This window comes from Pseudomonas sp. BRM28 (assembly GCF_002939405.1).
GTDB classification, from domain to species: Bacteria; Pseudomonadota; Gammaproteobacteria; order Pseudomonadales; family Pseudomonadaceae; genus Aquipseudomonas; species Aquipseudomonas palmensis.
Genome location: NZ_PEFV01000001.1, coordinates 5,475,991 through 5,493,923, shown reverse-complemented (window position 1 = coordinate 5,493,923; position 17,933 = coordinate 5,475,991). Strand labels below are relative to the sequence as shown.

Annotated in this window: 13 protein-coding genes; 6 read left to right on the top strand and 7 right to left on the bottom strand. The window is 68.7% G+C overall.

What is annotated here, in order from left to right; translation table 11 throughout:
* Positions 1 to 16: 16 nt before the first annotated feature.
* The 6 genes from CR917_RS25190 to CR917_RS25165 form a co-directional block, all read right to left on the bottom strand.
* A complete protein-coding gene (locus CR917_RS25190; RefSeq protein ID WP_043862952.1) occupies positions 17 to 319 on the bottom strand; it encodes a DUF2934 domain-containing protein in 303 nt (100 codons plus the stop codon).
* Positions 316 to 3,120 carry a malto-oligosyltrehalose synthase gene (locus CR917_RS25185; protein ID WP_104573078.1) on the bottom strand — a complete coding sequence of 935 codons (2,805 nt, stop codon included), beginning with the start codon at positions 3,118 to 3,120 and terminating at the stop codon, positions 316 to 318. Before CR917_RS25185 ends, CR917_RS25190 begins: the two co-directional genes overlap by 4 nt.
* Positions 3,117 to 5,189 (bottom strand): 4-alpha-glucanotransferase, encoded by a 2,073-nt coding sequence (malQ, locus tag CR917_RS25180; protein WP_054915393.1) that lies wholly within the window; start codon positions 5,187 to 5,189, stop codon positions 3,117 to 3,119. The genes CR917_RS25185 and malQ overlap by 4 nt, the downstream gene beginning before the upstream one ends.
* Positions 5,182 to 6,954, bottom strand: coding sequence for a malto-oligosyltrehalose trehalohydrolase (treZ, locus tag CR917_RS25175; RefSeq protein ID WP_256589754.1), 1,773 nt, complete (start codon positions 6,952 to 6,954; stop codon positions 5,182 to 5,184). Before treZ ends, malQ begins: the two co-directional genes overlap by 8 nt.
* A 13-nt stretch (positions 6,955 to 6,967) precedes the next feature.
* On the bottom strand, positions 6,968 to 8,530 hold the full coding sequence (gene glgA, locus CR917_RS25170) for a glycogen synthase GlgA (protein WP_104573080.1): 1,563 nt from the start codon (positions 8,528 to 8,530) through the stop codon (positions 6,968 to 6,970).
* A 430-nt stretch (positions 8,531 to 8,960) separates the two neighbouring features.
* Complete coding sequence (locus CR917_RS25165; protein ID WP_043862947.1) at positions 8,961 to 9,617, bottom strand: HAD family phosphatase; 657 nt, start codon at positions 9,615 to 9,617, stop codon at positions 8,961 to 8,963.
* A gap of 91 nt (positions 9,618 to 9,708) precedes the next feature.
* On the opposite strand from CR917_RS25165, the gene lexA reads away from it, so the two are divergent.
* Genes lexA through CR917_RS25145 form a run of 4 tightly spaced genes read left to right on the top strand, consistent with a single transcriptional unit; the run spans position 9,709 to position 15,442 of the window.
* Positions 9,709 to 10,326: a transcriptional repressor LexA gene (gene lexA, locus CR917_RS25160; RefSeq protein ID WP_054915390.1), complete on the top strand. Its 618-nt coding sequence runs from the start codon at positions 9,709 to 9,711 to the stop codon at positions 10,324 to 10,326.
* A complete protein-coding gene (gene imuA, locus CR917_RS25155; protein ID WP_104573081.1) occupies positions 10,326 to 10,943 on the top strand; it encodes a translesion DNA synthesis-associated protein ImuA in 618 nt (205 codons plus the stop codon). Before lexA ends, imuA begins: the two co-directional genes overlap by 1 nt.
* Positions 10,944 to 10,949: 6 nt before the next feature.
* Entirely contained in the window at positions 10,950 to 12,368 is a 1,419-nt protein-coding gene (locus CR917_RS25150; RefSeq protein ID WP_104573082.1) for a DNA polymerase Y family protein, read from the top strand.
* A complete protein-coding gene (locus tag CR917_RS25145; protein WP_218278986.1) occupies positions 12,344 to 15,442 on the top strand; it encodes an error-prone DNA polymerase in 3,099 nt (1,032 codons plus the stop codon). The genes CR917_RS25150 and CR917_RS25145 overlap by 25 nt, the downstream gene beginning before the upstream one ends.
* Here CR917_RS25145 and CR917_RS25140 read toward each other — a convergent pair whose 3' ends face one another.
* Positions 15,443 to 16,264: an aldo/keto reductase gene (locus tag CR917_RS25140; RefSeq protein ID WP_104573084.1), complete on the bottom strand. Its 822-nt coding sequence runs from the start codon at positions 16,262 to 16,264 to the stop codon at positions 15,443 to 15,445.
* 206 nt (positions 16,265 to 16,470) lie between these two features.
* On the opposite strand from CR917_RS25140, the gene CR917_RS25135 reads away from it, so the two are divergent.
* Together CR917_RS25135 and CR917_RS25130 are read left to right on the top strand one after the other, a co-directional pair.
* Complete coding sequence (locus CR917_RS25135) at positions 16,471 to 17,169, top strand: CoA transferase subunit A (RefSeq protein ID WP_104573085.1); 699 nt, start codon at positions 16,471 to 16,473, stop codon at positions 17,167 to 17,169.
* Positions 17,170 to 17,205: 36 nt separating this feature from the next.
* The gene (locus CR917_RS25130) at positions 17,206 to 17,862 is read left to right on the top strand and encodes a CoA transferase subunit B (protein ID WP_054915387.1); all 657 of its coding nucleotides are present in this window, start codon (positions 17,206 to 17,208) and stop codon (positions 17,860 to 17,862) included.
* Positions 17,863 to 17,933: the final 71 nt, after the last annotated feature.

The following is a 17,933-nucleotide window of genomic DNA, read 5'->3' as shown; positions in this document are numbered from 1 at the left end:
GCAAGGTACGGCGGCGTCAGGGCGTGGCGGGCTTCTTCGCGGTACGCGGCTTCTTTGCCGGGTCGGGCTTGGCCGCAGGGGCCGGCGGCTTGGCCTTGGACGCGGCGGCGCCGGGCTTTGGCTTGGCGCCAGGGGCTACCGGCGGTGCGCCTGGCGGGGTGGTACGGGGCTTGCGCGGGGCGGCCTTGGGCGCAATGGCCTCGGCTTCGGCCAACTTGCGCGCCATCTCCCAGTGGCGCTCCTCCTGGCCTTCGGGTTTACCTTCCGACTCCCAGATCTGGTAGGCGAATTCGCGGATACGTTTTTCCTCAGCACTCATCTCGACGCTCCTGATGACTCAGTCTGTTCTATGAAGAGATTGACGGGGAAGGCTTTGAGCGCAGTGCTCAGCCACAGCTCGTTAGAGGGTGTGACTGCGCCCTGGGCGAAAAGTCCCGTGCAATTGGCAGCGCACAAGGCGAACGGTAAAAGCACACGGGTATCGTCCCAGTTCTGTGCCGGGATCAAGGGTTGCGTGGCGTTGCCCAGCAGGCCCGAGGCCAGCCGCGGCACCACCACCACCGCACGTTGCGCCTCGCCGATACGGGCAAAGGCGAGCACCCGCTCGGCGTGTTTGCCGCGTACCTCCAGGGGTTGGTAGCGGCCGTGGCGAAACAGCTCGGGGTAGGCCCGGCGCTGCTCCAGCAGCTGGGCGATCAGGGCCTGCTTGACCCGCCCGTCCTGCCAGTGCCCGAGCAGTTCGGCGGGGGGCAGGCTGTCGTCCAGGGCCTGGCGGCGCGCGGCGTAGTCCACCGCGCGGCGGTTGTCCGGGTCGACCAGGCTCAGGTCCCAGCATTCGTTGCCCTGGTACAGGTCGGGCACCCCCGGCACGGTCATGCGCAGCAGGCTCTGCACCAGGCTGTTGAGCGCGCCCGGGCAGGCCAGGGCCTGCGCCGCCTCGGCCACCGACTGGCGCAGCTGCTGGCATTGCGGCTCCAGCAGCAGGGCGTCGATGAAGCGTGCGCAGGCCTGCTCGTAGGCCTCGTTGGGGGCGCTCCAGCTGCTGCGCAGCTTGGCCTCGCGCAGGGCTTTGCGCTGCCATTGGCGCAGGCGTTCGGCGTAGCCGCGCAAGGCGTGGGTGTCATCGCAGCGCAGCGTCATCGGCCAACTGCCGAGCAGGGTCTGGTACAGCAGCAGTTCATCACCGGCACTCGGTGCCACGCCATCGGCCAGTTGTGTGCGCAGGGGCGAGGCCAGTTCACGCCACAGCTCCACGCGCTGGCAGAACCAGTGGCTGCGTTCGCTGATCACCGCCAGGCGTGCGCGGCAGTCTTCGCCACGCTTGTGGTCATGGGTGGCGGTGGCCAGCAGGTTGTCGGGGAAGTGCGCCAGGCGTTGCTGGCAACTGGCATGGAAGGCCTCGGCCGGCGCGCTGAAGCGCTCGGCGTCGAAGCCCACGTCGTTGCGCGACAACAGCACCGCCGAGCGATAGAAGGCGGTGTCTTCGACGGCCTTGGCGGCGGTGGGCGAGGTCAGCTGCTGGAAGCGCACGCAGGCGTGGCGCAACTGCTTGCGCGCCCGCCCCGGGCCCAGCTCGCGCCAGGGCTGGCCGCCCAGCCAGCGCTGCAGGTAGTCCAGCAGCGGCCAGTCGGCTTCGCCCAGGCTCGAACGCGCATCGGCCAGGGCCTGCTGGAAGAACCCCTCGTCCATCGCCGGGCGCCCGCAGGCATTGATGTAGGTGCGGTACACCGGGTAGTGCTCCACCAGCGCCTGCAACGCGCGGCGGATGGCGCCCAGGGTCAGGTCGCGGCTCATGATGTCGTTGCGCGCCACCTGCAGCAGGGCCTGGGCCACCGATTCGAAGTCGCCGGCCAGGCTGGCATTGAGCACCAGCTGGCGGGCCAGGCGCAGTTCCTCGACGAACGCCGGGCGCTCGCTCAGGTCGTGCCACAGCGCGGTCAGTTCGGCTTCGCCCTGCGGGTCATGCTGCAGCAGCGAGACCTGGTTCATGAATTCGTAGCCGGTGCTGCCGTCCACCCGCCAGTCGTCGTGCAGGCGCTCGCCGGGGCCGAGGATCTTCTCCACGTAGATCGGAAAGTGCTCGAGCGCAGCGCTCAGCGGCCGGCGTGGGAGCAGGCCGTCGACGCGTCGGCGCAGCTTGCGGCAGTAACCGCGTGGGTCGGCCAGGCCGTCGATGTGGTCGATGCGCAGGCCGTCGACCAGGCCGCGCTCGATCAGCTCGAACACCTTGGCATGGGTGGCCTCGAACACCGCCGGGCGCTCCACGCGCAGGCCGCCCAGCTCGTTGACGTCGAAAAAGCGCCGCCAGTTGATGTCGTCACCGGCGGTGCGCCAGCTGGCCAGGCGGTAGTGCTGCTGTTCGAGCAGTTGATGCAGGTGCTCGAAACCGCTGGGGGTGCGCCCGTCGAAGGCGGCCAGCACCTGTTCGATGGCCTGGCCGATGCGCGGCTCGCGGGCCAGTTCGGCCAGGGCCTGGTGCACCGCCTCGACGTTGGCCGGGGCGTGGCGCTGGCCCTCGAAGGCGGCAAAGCGTGCCCCCAGCTCGCTCAGCTCGGGGTGGCCGCTGACGCACAGGATGCGCGCATAGTCCGGCGGGCTGATCGGGAAGCGGTGTTCGTGGTGCTCGATGTGAAAGCGCCCGTGGCGGGCGTCGAAACGCAGCGGGATTTCCCCGGCCTGCAGCACTGCGCCATAGTCGCTGGCCAGGAACGGCAACAGCAACTGGCCTTTGAGCAACGGGTCGGGCGAATGCCACTGGATGTCGAAGAACTCGGCGTAGGGGCTGCGCCGGCCCCAGGCCAGCAGGTCCTGCCACCAGGGGTTGTGTGCGCCGCCCACGGCCATGTGGTTGGACACGATGTCCAGGATCAGGCCCATGCCGTGCTGGCGCAGCGCGGCCACCAGGCGTTCCAGCGCCGCCTCGCCACCCAGTTCGGGGCTCACCCGGGTCGGGTCGACCACGTCGTAGCCGTGGCGCGAACCGGGCCGCGCCTGCAACAGGGGCGAGGCGTACAGGTGGCTGATGCCCAGCCGGGCGAAGTAGGGCACCAGCGGCACCGCATCGTCGAGGCTGAAGTCGGCATGAAATTGCAGGCGCAGTGTGGCGGTGAGGCTGTTCATCGGTCACGCTCGAAGGCTTGTTCACGGGCCTGGGCCAGCAGCTCGAGGCGTCGCGCCGCATCGCTGTCGTCCAGCAGCTGTGCGGCGGGCAACGCGAAGCGGCGGCGCCAGTTGGGGTGGGTGTCGACGGTGCCGGGCAGGTTGGGTTGTTCGTCCACGCCCAGCAGGTCTTCCAGCGGTACCAGCACCAGCGGCGCGCGGGTATGCCCGAGCAGGCGCAGGCTGGCGTCGATCAGGGTGTCGGCTTCGCTGCTGGTGTCGCCGTAGCTGCTGTGCAGCAGGCGACGCAGGCCCTGGATTTCATGCTGGCGGCTGTCGCGCCAGTCGCGCTCGGTGATCGCGTCGATCGCCCCCAGGCGCTGGCCCCAGTCGATGTCGCGAGCCTGCAGCCAGCCTGCCAGCGGGGGCAGGTCGTGGGTGCTGGTGGTGGCCAGGGCGTTGTCGGGCCAGTCGAGGATGGGGGTGAACTGCCCGGGCGGGTCCTGCTCGAACAGCAGCACACGCATGCCCAGGATCGCGCGGGCCGCGAGCTTTTCGCGCAGGCCTTCGGGCACCGTGCCCAGGTCTTCGCCGAGCACGATGGCCTTGTGGCGCACCGACTCCAGGGCCAGCAGGCGCAGCAGGTCGTCCAGTGGGTAGTGCAGGTAGGCGCCTTCGCTGGGGGCGGCGCCCTGGGGGATCAGCCACAGGCGCTGCAGGCCCATTACATGGTCGATGCGCAGGCCCCCGGCGTGGGCGAAGTTGGCCCGCAGCATCTCGATGAAGGCGCGGTAGCCGTTGCGGCGCAGGCCCTCGGGGGAGAACGCGCAGATGCCCCAGCTTTGCCCCGATCGGTTGAGGATGTCGGGCGGGGCGCCGACGTGCAGCTCGGCCAGCAGCTCGTCCTGGCGGCTCCAGGCCTGGCTGCCGGTACCGTCGGCCCCCACTGCCAGGTCGGCGATCAGGCCCACCGCCATGCCGCTGCCGCGCGCCGCTTCCTGGGCACGCTCCAGGCTGCGCGCGATCAGCCACTGGCAGAAGGCATAGAAGCCGATCTGCTCGACGTGGTCGGCGGCAAACGCGGCAATCTCGGCGCTGCGCGGGTCGAGCCAGGCGGCCGGCCACTGGCGCCAGTCCTGGCTTTCGCCGCGTTCGGCGGCGGCATCGAGCAGCGCTTCGAAGCGGCAGTGGTCTTCCAGCGCCTGGCCGCCGGCGTGGCGAAAGCTGTCGAAGTCGGCGCGCTGCGGTTGCTCGCCCTTGATAAAGCCCTGGTACAGCGCCTGCAATATCTGCTGGCGTGCCCCGGCCGCCCGTGGCCAGTCGATCAATGGCAGGCCTTCGAGCTGTTCGAGCTGGGCCTCAAGGCCCAGGGCCTGGACCGTGATGCGCACCGTGCGCTCGTCGATCACCGCCTGGGGGCTGGCATACAGGCTGTTCAGAAACAGCCGGCTGGACGGCGAATACGGGCTGTAGCTGGGGTGGTTGCGGGTGAACATGGCGTGCACCGGGCTGATGGCCAGGGCCGTGGCGCCACGCTCGGCGGCGCTGCGTGCCAGGCCCTCCAGTGCCAGGCAGTCGCCCAGCCCGCCGTCGCCCGGGCGGCGCAGGCTGTACAGCTGGGCACTCAGGCCCCAGCACCGTGGGTGCGGGGTGCCCAGCGCATCGGCCAGGCTGTAGCACTGCGCCGGGGCCACGGCCAGGGTGAAGGTGGTGGCGTCGATATGCAGCTGGTGATACCCCAGTGGCAGCCCTGGCGGCAGCAGGGCCTGGGCATCCAGCTGCAGCTGCTGGCGGGTGCCGTCCTCGTGCTGCACCTCGCAGCGGCTGTTGGCCGCGAAGTAGCGCGACAGGTCCAGCGGCTGGTGCTGGTCGACCGTCAGCAGTGGCGGCAGGTGACGGGAATCGTGGGCTTTTTCCAGGGCCTTGAGGCTGTTGGCGATGGCGATGTCGTCGGCGGCCGGGTGGCCAAGGGCGGCCAGGATGCGCCGCAGGACCGGTTCGCTGACACGCTGGGCGCGCCCGTTGGCGTCGATCCAGTCCACCGCCAGGCCAGCGCGTTCGGCCAGTTGCAGCAAGGGTAGGTCAGGCATGCACAGGCTCCGTGGGGCAGGAAGGGGTCAGGCTCACCACGCAGCTCAACGGCGGCAGGCAGGGTGGGCCCGGGGGCAGTTCGCAACTTTCGAACAGGTGCCGCTCGCGGGCCGGCAGGTCCAGGGCCAGTGGCTGCTGGCCGAGGTTGAGGTCGATGCGCAGCTCGCTGCCATCGCCCAGTTGCCAGCGGGCGCTCACGCCCTGGCCGTCGACCACCTGGGCGCCCAGGGCGCGGGTGCCCGGCAGGCGCGGGATGATGTGCTGGTGGCGCAGGTACAGCAGGCGACGGTACAGCGCCACCCACTGCTCGCTGTCCTCGCCCCATTGCGGTTGCGAGTCGAGGAAGGTCTGGGCGGCGTTCGGGTCGGGGATGCGCGCCCGTTGCTCGGGGTCGGCGAAGGCCTTGAACCCCTTGAACTCGGCGCGTCGGCCTTCGCGCACGGCGGTGGCAAGGTCGTCGTGGTGATCGGTGAAGAACAGGAAGGGCTGGCGGCACCCCCAGTCATCGCCCATGAACAGCAGCGGGATCATCGGTGCCAGCAACAGCAGCCCGGTGGCGGCGCGCAGGGCCTGGGGCGGGCACAGGCGCTCGAGCCGCTCGCCCAGCGCGCGGTTGCCGATCTGGTCATGGTTCTGCAGAAACAGCACGAAGGCACTGGGCGGCAGGTGGCCGCTGGCTTCGCCACGCGGTTCGCCGTTGCGGTCCGGCTGGCCCTGGAACACGAACCCCTGGCTCAGGCAACGCGCCAGCTTGTTCAGCGGCGCCTCGTGGTAATCGACGTAGTAGCCTTCCTGCTCGCCGGTCAGCAGCACGTGCAGGGCGTTGTGGCCATCGTCGTTCCACTGGGCGTCGTAGCCCTCCTGAAGCAGGTGCGCCTGGTTGCGCTCGTTCTCGAGGGTGAGCCACACCTGCCGGCCCGGTGCGGTGCTGGCGCGCACGCGGCGGGCCAGCTCATGCAGAAAGTCAGGGTCGTCGATGGCGTGCACCGCATCCAGGCGCAGGCCGTCGAAGCGGTAGTCGTGCAGCCACATCAGGGCGTTCTCGATGAAGAAGTCGCGCACCTGGCGGCGACGAAAATCGATGGCCGCGCCCCAGGGCGTATGCCGGTCTTCGCGAAAGAAGCCCTGGGCATAACGGTGCAGGTAATTGCCGTCGGGGCCGAAGTGGTTGTACACCACATCCAGCAGCACCATCAGCCCCAGCGCGTGGGCCTGGTCGATCAGCGCCTTGAGTTGCTGCGCAGTGCCATAGCTCGCTTGCGGGGCGAACGGCAGCACGCCGTCATAGCCCCAGTTGCGCTGGCCGGGAAACTGCCCGATGGGCATCAGCTCGATGGCGGTCACGCCCAGTGCGGCCAGGCGCGGCAGGTGCCTGGCCACGCCGGCGTAACCGCCCAGCAGGCCCACGTGCACTTCATAGATGACTGCCTCGTGCCAGGGGCGGCCCTGCCAGTCGGGGTGTTGCCAGGCATATTCGGTGCCCAGCACCTGGCTGGGGCCGTGCACGCCGTCGGGCTGGGCACGGCTGGCCGGGTCGGCGACCGACAGGTCGCCGTCGATACGGTAGCGATAGCGCGTACCGGCCGGGCAGGGCAGGCGCAGCACGAACCAGCCGTCGTCACTGCGCTGCATGGGTTGCGGGGCGGCGTTTTCACATTCCACCTCCACCTGCCGGGCATCGGGCGCCCAGAGGGCGAAGCGGGTGGTGTGGCTGTCCAGCATCACGGCCCCGTGGGTCGCGTGTTCCTGTGACCTGAAGGGCATACGGCAGTTCTCCTCAGCCTGCGTTGAGCGTGGCGCGCGTCACCAGTTCCTCGTACAGGTGGGCATAGGGTTCCACGGCCTGACACCAGTTGAATGGCTGGGTCATGGCCAGGCAGCGCATGGCATTGAGCAAGTGTTTCTTGCCGTATACGTAGAAGGCCCGCGAGAGTGCTTCGCGGTAGCTCTCCACGCTCGATTCGTCGAACAGAAAGCCGGTGACGCCATTCTCGATGGTGTCGGCCAGGCCGCCGGTGTTGCGCGCCACCGGCAGCGAGCCGAAGCGCTGCGCGTACATCTGGCTCAGGCCGCAGGGCTCGTAGCGCGAGGGCATCAGCAGAAAGTCGCTGCCGGCGAACATGCGCCGTGCGTCGGTCTCGTTGAAGCCGATGCGCACCCCCACGCGGCCCGGGAAGCGGCTGGCCAGCTCGCGCATGGCTTGTTCTTCCTCCGGTTCGCCGCGGCCGATGATGGCGATCTGGCCGCCCTGTTCGACGATGTACTCGGCCACCCCCAGGGTCAGGTCCAGGCCCTTCTGGTACACCAGGCGCGAGACCACGGCGAACAGCGGGCCGGTGGAGGGCTCCAGCTCGAACAGCTCGCGCACCTGGCTGCTGTTGGCCGCCTTGCCTTCCCAGTCGTTGATGCTGAAGCGGTGGGTCAGGTGGGTGTCGGTGGCCGAATCCCAGCTTTCGTCGATGCCGTTGGGGATGCCGCTGAGCAGGCCCTGCTGCGCCTTGCTGCCAAGAAAACCGTCGAGCCCGCAGCCGAAGGCCGGGGTGGTGATTTCCCGGGCATAGGTGGCGCTGACCGTGGTGATGTGGCTGGAGTAGGCCAGGCCGGCCTTGAGAAACGACAGCTTGCCGTAGAACTCCATGCCTTCCTGTTGCAGGGCGTGTTCGGGAATCGCCAGTTCCGGGCAGCAGCCGCGGCTGACCACCCCCTGGTAGGCCAGGTTGTGGATGGTGAACAGGGTGGGGGTGTTCAGGCCGCGCCAGTGCATGTAGGCCGGGGCCAGGCCGGCAGGCCAGTCGTGGGCGTGCACCAGATCGGGCTTCCAGTGCACCATGCCCTCGCCCGCGGCGATTTCGGCGGCGGCCAGGCCCAGGCGGGCGAAGCGGATATGGTTGTCGGGCCAGTCACGGCCATTGTTGGCGCCGTAGGGGGTGCCTTCGCGCTGGTACAGCTCGGGGCAGATCAGTACATAGATGACCAGACCGTCGGCCAGGTCCATGCGCCCGATCTTGCACGGGGGCAGTGCGGCATGGCCGCCCAGCTCGCCCACCAGGTGGATCGGGTTGTCGCTTTCGAGTACCTGCGGGTAGCCGGGGATCAGCACGCGTACATCGTGCAGGTGGCGCATGGCGCGGGGCAGGGCGGCGGAGACGTCGCCCAGGCCGCCGGTCTTGACCAGGTCGGCGATTTCCGAGGTCACGAACAGCACCTTGCGCTTGTTCGGGTTGCGCCGGGTATCGAGGGCAGGGGCCTTGGCTGTCGTGACGATCTGGGCAGCACGCACCTGCGCGCTGGTATCCGGGTTGAAATGCTCTACATGAGGTTCGACAGCGGCGCTGATCATACTTGTCTCCGTCCCTTGTTCTGCGGGCGTATCCCACCCGCTGCATGTCTGTACTGTTGTTCTCGCTATGTCATGTGATGCGGTGAAACGCCCCGGACACACGTGCAAGCGCTACGCCAGCCGGCGCTCCTGCCGATGGCGTGCTGACGAGTGGGGGGTGGGCTGCGCCTGGGTAACCAGAGTCGTTGGCCTACTTAGTTGCTGACCTACCGGGTTTGCAGAAGTTTCGACTATTTTCGATCGAGTTTTCCGGACGGTATCAGGTCGATTGAACAGTGTAGGAGAGGGGCGGGATAAATGTGACCCGTTGGTCATGTTTTGTGAATTGGCCGGCTCAGGGGTGCACCGACAGCGAACGTGCACCGCTCGAAGGTGACCCCCGATGGTGCACGTGCCAGCCTGGCTGGCGAAACCGGCGCGGTGGGTGGCTTCAGCCGCTCATCTGCGCAATCAGTTGCCACAGGCGCTCATCGTCGAAGTTCTTCACCACCAGCTGCGCACCGGCCTCCAGCAGCACCTGCGGCGCCTGGCTGGTCGACAGGCCCACGGTAAGGATCCCCGCGCGGCTCGCTGCCGTCACGCCCGGCACCGAATCCTCGAACGCCAGCGCATGGTCTGCCCTGGCCCCCAGGCGTTCCAGGCCGGTGAGGTAGGGCAGGGGATCGGGCTTGGCCCGTGCCAGTTCCTCGGCCACCAGCACATGCTCGAAGCGCTGGGCCAGGCCCATGGCTGCCAGCATGTGCTGCGCATTGGCCCGTGGCGCATTGGTGACCACGGCCATGCCGATGCCGCGGCGCTCGGCATGCGCCAGCAGGCGTTCGAGGCCGGCAGTGGGCTGCAAGGTCGGCGACAGCGCACGAAAGCGCGCCTCCTTGCGGTCGGCGAACGCCTCATGCTCGGCCACCGGGCGCCCGGGGAACAGGTAGCGGCACATGTCGGCGTTGGCCCGGCCACTGACGTGGGCGTCGAACTCGGCCTCGCTCAGTTCGCGACCCTGCTCACGCAGCAACTGCTGCAGTGCCTGCAAATGCAGGGTATCGGTGTCGGTCAGGGTGCCATCGAGGTCGAACAGCAGGGCTTCAAGCATGGGGCGCGGTTTCCATTGCACGGCGGGCCATCATAACCATTTTGCCGTGGCGATCAGCGGGGCTGGTCAGATAAACCCGAAAAGAGTACAAATGTGCTCCATGAACAGACTATCGCCCAAACGTGCCGCCATCCTGACCTTCATCCGCGACCGCATCGCGCAGCAAGGGCAGCCCCCGAGCCTGGCCGACATCGCCCAGGCCTTCGGTTTTGCCTCGCGCAGCGTGGCGCGCAAGCACATCCAGGCGCTGTGCGAGGCCGGCTTCATCGAAGTCACCCCCAACCAGGCGCGCAGCATCCGCCTGGCCGGTGCGCTGCGCCGCCCCGAGGTGCTGGAGATCCCGGTACTGGGCCAGGTGGCCGCCGGCCGCCCGATCGGGCCCGACGTGGACATCCACGAACAGCTGATGCTCGATGCGCACCTGTTCAGCCGTACCCCCACCTACCTGCTGAAGGTGCGCGGCGACTCGATGATCGACGACGGTATCTTCGACGGCGACCTGGTGGGCATTCACCAGCAGCCCGATGCCCGCGACGGGCAGATCGTGGTGGCCCGGCTCGATGGCGAGGTCACCATCAAGCGCTTCCAGCGCGCAGGCACGCACTACCGCCTGCTGCCGCGCAACCCGGCCTATGCACCGATAGACGTGGGGCCCGAACGCGACTTCGTGATCGAAGGGGTGTTCTGCGGCCTGTTGAGGCGCGACTGATGGGCGCGGTGGTCAGCCTCGACGGGCTGCTCGACGAGCGTCGGGTCTGGAAGGGGCGCCCGCTGGCCCAGCCCCGGGGCCTGCAACCCACCGGGCATGCCGCGCTGGACGCGGTGCTGCCCGGCGGCGGCTGGCCACCGGGTGCGCTCAGCGAACTGCTGCTGGCTGCCGAGGGCGCCGGCGAGCTGCACCTGCTCTGGCCGAGCCTGGCGCGCCTGACTGCCAGCGGCGAACGGGTGGTGCTGGTGGCGCCGCCGTTCATTCCGTACCCGCCCGCCTGGCTGGCAGCCGGTGTCGACCTGCGCTGGCTGTCGCTGATCCAGGCCTCCCGCATCGAGGCCCTGTGGGCCGCCGAGCAGTGCCTGCGCTCGGGCAGTTGCGGCGCGGTGCTGTGCTGGCCGCAGCAGGTCGACGACCGCGCCTTGCGCCGCCTGCAGGTGGCTGCCGAAACCGGCCAGACCCTGGCCTTTGCCTGCCGCCCGCAGCAGGCGGCACTCAACCCGTCGCCGGCCGCGCTGCGCATTGCCGTCGACCTGCACCCGGCCCAGTGGCGGGTGCTCAAGTGCCGTGGCGGGCTGGCCCCGGCCACCCCGATCGCCATGGCCGGGCGAGGGTGATGGGCGATGCTGTGGGCCTGCATCCTGCTGCCGCAACTGGCACTCGACAGCGTGCTGCGCGGTCGCGACGACCCCCAGGCACCGCTGGTGCTGCTCAGCGGCCCGGCGCAGCGGCGCGTATTGCAGGCGGTCAACCCGGCGGCCCGGGCCCTGGGGCTGCGCGCCGGGCAGAGCCTGAGCACCGCGCAGGCCCTGGCCAGCAGTTTTACCTGCGTCGAGCATGACCCGGCGGCGGTCGAGCAGTTGCAGCAATTGCTGGCCGCCTGGGCCTACCAGTTCAGTTCGCAGGTCAGCCTGCATTACCCACGCACCGTGTTGCTCGAAGTCGAATCCAGCCTGGGCCTGTTCGGGCCCTGGTCGCTGTTCGAGGCCCGCCTGCGCAAGGAGCTGGGCGAGCTGGGGCTGCGTCATCGCATCGTGCTGGCCAGCAACCCGGTGGCGGCGCGCATGCTGGCCAACGCCCATGACGGGCTGGCACTGAACGACCCCCAGACCACCCGCGCCGCCCTTGCGCAGATGCCCGTGGACCGCATCGGCCTGCCGGTGGAGGCCGCCACGGCCTTGTCGCGCATGGGCCTGCGCGACCTTGGGCAGGTGCTGGGGTTGCCGCGCGACACCCTGGCCAGGCGTTTTGCCGCCAGCGTGCAGGTGCACCTGGATCGCCTGCTGGGCCTGCGCCCCATGGCGCTGGCGTGCTACCGGCCGCCGGACCGGTTCGAGGCGCGCCTGGAACTCAACTTCGATGTGGAATCGCACCAGGCGCTGTTGTTTCCGTTGCGCCGGCTGATTGCCGACCTGGCGGCGTTCCTGGCCAGCCGTGACGGCGGCGTGCAGCGTTTTACCCTGCACCTGGAACATGCCCGGGGCGTCGCCACGCCGGTGGTGGTCGGCCTGCTGGCCGCCGAACGCGAGGCGGGCATGCTGTTCGAGCTGGCACGCGGGCGCCTGGAGCAGTTGAGCCTGCCCGCACCGGTGCGCAGCGTGCGCCTGGTGGCCGACGACCTGCCGGCGTTCGTGCCGCAACCGGGCGAGCTGTTCAATGCGCGGCCCCAGCAGCAACAGGGCTGGGAGCAGTTGCGCGAGCGTTTGCGTGCACGCCTGGGCGATGAGAGCGTGCGGGCTGTGCAGGCTTTTGCCGACCACCGCCCCGAGTGCGCCTGGCAGGCGGCAGGCGGCGCCCCGCCGCTGGCCCGTGCGCCGGGCGGGCCGCCGCGCCCGGGCTGGCTGCTGGCCGAGCCGCAGGCCTTGGCGCCCGAGGGCCTGCGCCTGCTGGCCGGGCCCGAGCGGATCGAATCCGGCTGGTGGGATGGCGGCGATGTGCGGCGTGACTACTACCTGGTCGAAACCCCGGCTGGCCAGCGCGGCTGGGCCTACCGGCCACTGGGCGAAGGCGGGCCGTTGTGGCTGCAGGGCTGGTTCGCATGAGCGTGGGCTATGCCGAGCTGCACTGCCTGTCGAACTTCACCTTCCAGCGCGGGGCCTCGAGTGCCCGCGAGCTGTTCGAGCGGGCGCACCAGCAGGGCTACCAGGCCCTGGCGATCACCGACGAATGCACCCTGGCCGGTATCGTGCGCGCCTGGCAGGCGGCCAGGGAGACGGGCCTCAAGCTGATCGTCGGCAGCGAGGTGCGGGTGCACGACGGCCCCAGGCTGGTGCTGCTGGTCGAAAACCTGAGCGGCTACCAGCACCTGTGTCGGCTCATCACCCTGGCGCGGCGCCGGGCGAAAAAGGGCGAATACCAGCTGCTGCGCGAAGACTTCGCCGGCCCGTTGCACGGCCTGCTGGCGCTGTGGGTGCCGGACGAGCCGTTGCAGGCCGGCCCCGGCCTGTGGCTGCGCGAGGTGTTCGGCGAGCGCCTGTGGCTGGCGGTGCAACTGCATCGCGGTGCCGACGACCATCAGCGCCTGCAACAACTGCAGGGGTTGGCCGCGAGCCTGAACCTGCGCACCGTGGCCTGTGGCGACGTGCACATGCATGCGCGTGGGCGGCGCGCGCTGCAGGACTGCATGAGCGCGCTGCGCCATCACAGCACCGTGGCCGGTGCCGGGCAGCACCTGTTCGCCAATGGCGAGCGGCACCTGCGGCCCCTGGCGCAGCTGGCCGAGCTGTACCCGGCCCACCTGCTTGAGGCCACCCTGGAGATTGCCCGGCGCTGCACCTTCGACCTCGGCCAGTTGCGCTACCAGTACCCGCGCGAAGTGGTGCCCGAGGGGTACACGCCGACCGGCTGGCTGCGCACGCTGTGCGAACGCCAGGTGCCGTGGCGCTGGCCGGGGGGAATCGAGCCGGCCGTGCGCCAGACCCTCGAACACGAACTGGCACTGATCGCCGAGCTGGGTTACGAGAGCTACTTCCTGACCGTCTACGACATCGTTCATTTTGCCCGTGGCCAGGGCATTCTGTGCCAGGGCCGGGGCTCGGCAGCCAACTCGGTGGTGTGCTTCGTGCTGGGCATCACCGAGCTGGACCCGACCCGCACGCACCTGCTGTTCGAGCGCTTTTTATCGCGTGAACGCGACGAGCCGCCGGACATCGACGTGGACTTCGAGCACGAACGGCGCGAAGAGGTGCTGCAATACGTGTTCAACCGCTATGGCCGCCACCGCGCCGCCCTGACGGCCGTGGCCAGCACCTACCATGCCGCCGGGGCGGTGCGCGACATTGCCCGGGTGCTGGGGCTGCCGCCCGACCAGATCAACGCCCTGGCCGATTGCTGCGGGCGCTGGACCGACCGCATCCCGCCGCCGGAGCGGTTGCGCGAAGCCGGTTTCGACCCCGACAGCCCGCTGCTGCACCGGGTGCTGACCTTGACCGGCGAGCTGATCGGCTTCCCCCGGCACCTGTCGCAGCACCCTGGTGGCTTCGTGATTTCCGAGCAGCCACTGGACACCCTGGTGCCGGTGGAAAACGCCGCCATGGACGAACGCACGGTGATCCAGTGGGACAAGGACGACCTGGACATGGTCGGCCTGCTCAAGGTCGATATCCTGGCCCTGGGCATGCTCAGCGCCTTGCGCCGCTGCTTCGACCTGGTGCGCTACCACCGCGGGCGCGAGCTGACCATCGCGACCCTGCCGCCGGACGATGTCCCCACCTACGACATGATCGGCCGTGCCGATACCGTGGGGGTGTTCCAGATCGAGTCACGGGCGCAGATGGCCATGCTGCCGCGGCTCAAGCCACGCGAGTTCTACGACCTGGTGATCGAGGTGGCCATCGTGCGCCCCGGGCCGATCCAGGGCGACATGGTGCACCCGTACCTGCGCCGGCGTAACAAGCAGGAGCAGGTGACCTACCCGTCGGATGCGCTGAAGAAGGTCTTCGAGCGCACCCTGGGTGTGCCGCTGTTTCAGGAACAGGTGATGGAGCTGGCCATGGTGGCCGCCGACTATACGGCGGGCGAGGCCGACCAGTTGCGCCGTTCGATGGCCGCCTGGAAACGTCACGGCGGCCTGGAGCCACACCGCGAGCGGCTGACCCGGGGCATGCTGAACAACGGCTACAGCGTCGAGTTCGCCGAGCGCATCTTCGAGCAGATCAAGGGCTTTGGCAGCTACGGGTTCCCCGAGTCCCACGCGGCCAGCTTTGCCTTGCTGACCTACGCCAGTTGCTGGCTCAAGTGCCACGAGCCGGCGATCTTCGCCTGTGCGCTGATCAACAGCTGGCCGATGGGCTTCTACAGCCCGGACCAGATCCTGCAGGACGCGCGCCGCCACCGCATCCAGATTCGCCCGGTGGATGTGCAGCACAGCCAGTGGGACTGCAGCCTGGAGCCGGTGGGCGGCGATGAACTGGCGCTGCGCCTTGGCCTGCGCCAGGTGCGCGGCTTTCGCCAGGACGATGCCCTGCGCCTGGCACAGGCCAGGGCGCAGCGGGCGTTCGGCGATGTGGCCGACCTGTGCCTGCGTGCCGGCCTGGATGCGCGGGCGCGGGCGCTGCTGGCCGATGCCGGGGCCCTGGGCGCCCTGGCCGGGCACCGTTATCAGGCGCGCTGGGAAGTGGCGGCGGTGCAGGCGCAACTGCCGCTGTTCGCCGGGGTGGAGCCGCCCCGTGAAGCGCCGGTGAACCTGCCGGTGCCCAGCGTGGGCGAGGACCTGTTTGCCGACTATGCCAGCGTCGGCACCACATTGGGCCCGCACCCGCTGAGCCTGCTGCGCCGACGCCTGAATGGCCTGGGCTGTCGCAGTTCGCAGGCCCTGGAGGGGGCCGAACACGGCGATGCGGTGAGCGTGGCGGGGCTGGTCACCGGGCGCCAGCGGCCAGGCACTGCCAGCGGCGTGACCTTCGTGACCCTGGAGGATGAGTTCGGCATGGTCAACGTGGTGGTGTGGCGCGAGCTGGCCGAGCGTCAGCGCCGGGTGCTGGTGGGCTCGCAGCTGCTGCGGGTGATGGGTACGCTCGAATGCGCCGACGGCGTGCGCCACCTGATCGCGAAGCGCCTGGAAGACCTCAGCCCGCTGTTGCACGGGCTGGATGTGCGCAGCCGCGACTTTCGCTGATCACACCATCGCCAGGCGCTGCTTGCGGGTGGGCGGCGGGAAGGCGCGGTCGATGGCGCGCAGGTCTTCGCTGCTCAAGGTCAGGCTGGCCGCGGCGGCATTGAGCTGCACATGGCGCTTGTCCACCGCCTTGGGGATCGCGATCACGCCGTCTTCACGGGTTACCCAGGCCAGCGCCACCTGGGCCGCGGTGGCGCCATGGCGTTCGGCGATCTGGTTGAGGGTCGCGTTTTTGAGCAGGCGTCCGGCCTGGGCCAGCGGGCAGTAGGCCATGGTTGGCAAGTGGCGCTTGTGGCTGTAGGGCAGCAGGTCGAACTCGATGCCGCGCTGCTCGGGGTTGTACAGCACCTGGTTGGTGGCGCAGGCCGGGTTGTCCAGCTCGCGCAGGTCATCGGTATCGAAGTTGGACATGCCCCAGCGCCGGATCTTGCCGGCCTCGCGCAGGCGCTCGAAGGCTTCGACGGTTTCCTCCAGCGGGTACTGGCCGCGCCAGTGCAGCAGGTACAGGTCGATATGGTCGGTGCCCAGGCGCTGCAGGCTGCGCTCGCAGGCGGCGGGGATGCCGCTGCGGCTGGCGTTGTGCGGGTACACCTTGCTGACCACGCAGACCTGCTCGCGACGCCCCTGGATGGCCTGGCCCACCACCCGCTCGGCGCCGCCCTCGGCATACATTTCGGCGGTGTCGATCAACGTCAGGCCCAGGTCGATGCCGTGCTGCAGGGCGGCGACCTCGGCTTTCTGCTGGCCGGGGTCTTCGCCCATGTACCAGGTGCCCTGGCCGATGACGGGTACGGTGGAGTCGCCGAGTTCGAGCGTACGCATGGAAGGCTCCTGCAAAGTGGGGAGGGTGGTCTACTGTCCTTTAGGGTTTTGTGGCGGGTCAAGCCTACCCGCGTCGACATTGATTTGAATAACCAATCAATCCATCAAAAAAACAAAATTAACAAATGAGTGGCCAAGGGTGAAGATGGCCCCAGACGCTCTCCGACGACCCTCGTCGGTTCTACAACTACAAAAGGCGAATCAGCATGGCCGGACTGGACAAGCGCGTAGCGACCTATGAAGAGGCCCTCGAAGGCCTTGCCGACAACATGACCGTACTGGCAGGCGGCTTCGGCCTGTGCGGCATCCCTGAAAACCTCATTGCCGAGATCAAGCGCCGTGGCGTGCGCGGCCTGACCGTGGTGTCCAACAACTGCGGCGTCGACGGCTTCGGCCTGGGCGTGCTGCTCGAAGACCACCAGATCCGCAAGATGGTCGCCTCGTATGTGGGCGAAAACGCCGAGTTCGAGCGTCAGCTGCTCAGCGGCGAGCTGGAAGTGGAACTTACCCCGCAAGGCACCCTGGCCGAGAAGATGCGCGCCGGCGGCGCCGGCATCCCGGCCTTCTTCACCGCCACCGGCTACGGCACCCCGGTGGCCGAAGGCAAGGAAGTGCGCGAATTCAACGGGCGCAAGTACATCCTCGAAGAAGCCATCACCGGTGACTTCGCCATCGTCAAGGGCTGGAAGGCCGACCACTACGGCAACGTGGTGTACCGCAACACCGCGCAGAACTTCAACCCGCTGGCCGCCACCGCCGGCAGGATCACCGTGGTGGAGGTCGAGGAGATCGTCGAGCCAGGCGTGCTGCTGCCTACCGAGATCCATACCCCGGGCATCTACGTCGACCGGGTCATCGTCGGCACGTTCGAGAAGCGTATCGAAAAACGCACCGTCAAAGCCTGACCCGACCCCGCGCAGAACAACAAAGAGAACCTGAGCATGGCACTTACCCGCGAACAAATGGCACAACGTGTAGCCCGTGAACTCAAGGACGGCTACTACGTCAACCTTGGCATCGGCATCCCGACCCTGGTGGCCAACTACGTCCCGGCGGATATGGACGTGATGCTGCAATCGGAGAACGGCCTGCTGGGCATGGGGGAATTCCCCACCGAAGCGCAGCTGGACGCCGACATGATCAACGCCGGCAAGCAGACCGTGACCGCCCGCACCGGCGCGTCGATCTTCAACTCGGCCGAGTCCTTCGCGATGATCCGTGGCGGCCACGTCGACCTCACCGTGCTGGGGGCGTTCGAGGTGGACGTGGAGGGCAACATCGCCTCCTGGATGATCCCGGGCAAACTGGTCAAGGGCATGGGCGGGGCGATGGACCTGGTGGCCGGTGCCGAGAACATCATCGTCACCATGACCCATGCCTCCAAGGACGGCGAGTCCAAGCTGCTGTCGCGTTGCAGCCTGCCGCTGACCGGTGCCGGCTGCATCCGCAAGGTGCTGACCGACCTGGCCTATCTTGAGATCGAGAATGGCGCGTTCATCCTGCGCGAGACAGCGCCGGGGGTGAGCGTGGAAGAGATCGTCGCCAAGACCGCCGGCAAGCTGATCGTGGCCGATGATGTGAAAGAGATGACGTTCTAGGCTGATAACCGCCTTGCCTGTGCTGGCCTCTTCGCCGGCAAGGCCGGCTCCTGCAGGGAACCACGCATTCC

What these genes read in the sequence shown, in the direction of transcription:
- CR917_RS25190 (WP_043862952.1), bottom strand. Translation starts at nt 319, where the DNA reads ATGAGTGCTGAGGAAAAACGTATCCGCGAATTCGCCTACCAGATCTGG.
- CR917_RS25185 (WP_104573078.1), bottom strand. Translation starts at nt 3,120, where the DNA reads ATGAACAGCCTCACCGCCACACTGCGCCTGCAATTTCATGCCGACTTC.
- malQ (WP_054915393.1), bottom strand. Translation starts at nt 5,189, where the DNA reads ATGCCTGACCTACCCTTGCTGCAACTGGCCGAACGCGCTGGCCTGGCG.
- treZ (WP_256589754.1), bottom strand. Translation starts at nt 6,954, where the DNA reads ATGCCCTTCAGGTCACAGGAACACGCGACCCACGGGGCCGTGATGCTG.
- glgA (WP_104573080.1), bottom strand. Translation starts at nt 8,530, where the DNA reads ATGATCAGCGCCGCTGTCGAACCTCATGTAGAGCATTTCAACCCGGAT.
- CR917_RS25165 (WP_043862947.1), bottom strand. Translation starts at nt 9,617, where the DNA reads ATGCTTGAAGCCCTGCTGTTCGACCTCGATGGCACCCTGACCGACACC.
- lexA (WP_054915390.1), top strand. Translation starts at nt 9,709, where the DNA reads ATGTGCTCCATGAACAGACTATCGCCCAAACGTGCCGCCATCCTGACC.
- imuA (WP_104573081.1), top strand. Translation starts at nt 10,326, where the DNA reads ATGGGCGCGGTGGTCAGCCTCGACGGGCTGCTCGACGAGCGTCGGGTC.
- CR917_RS25150 (WP_104573082.1), top strand. Translation starts at nt 10,950, where the DNA reads ATGCTGTGGGCCTGCATCCTGCTGCCGCAACTGGCACTCGACAGCGTG.
- CR917_RS25140 (WP_104573084.1), bottom strand. Translation starts at nt 16,264, where the DNA reads ATGCGTACGCTCGAACTCGGCGACTCCACCGTACCCGTCATCGGCCAG.
- CR917_RS25135 (WP_104573085.1), top strand. Translation starts at nt 16,471, where the DNA reads ATGGCCGGACTGGACAAGCGCGTAGCGACCTATGAAGAGGCCCTCGAA.
- CR917_RS25130 (WP_054915387.1), top strand. Translation starts at nt 17,206, where the DNA reads ATGGCACTTACCCGCGAACAAATGGCACAACGTGTAGCCCGTGAACTC.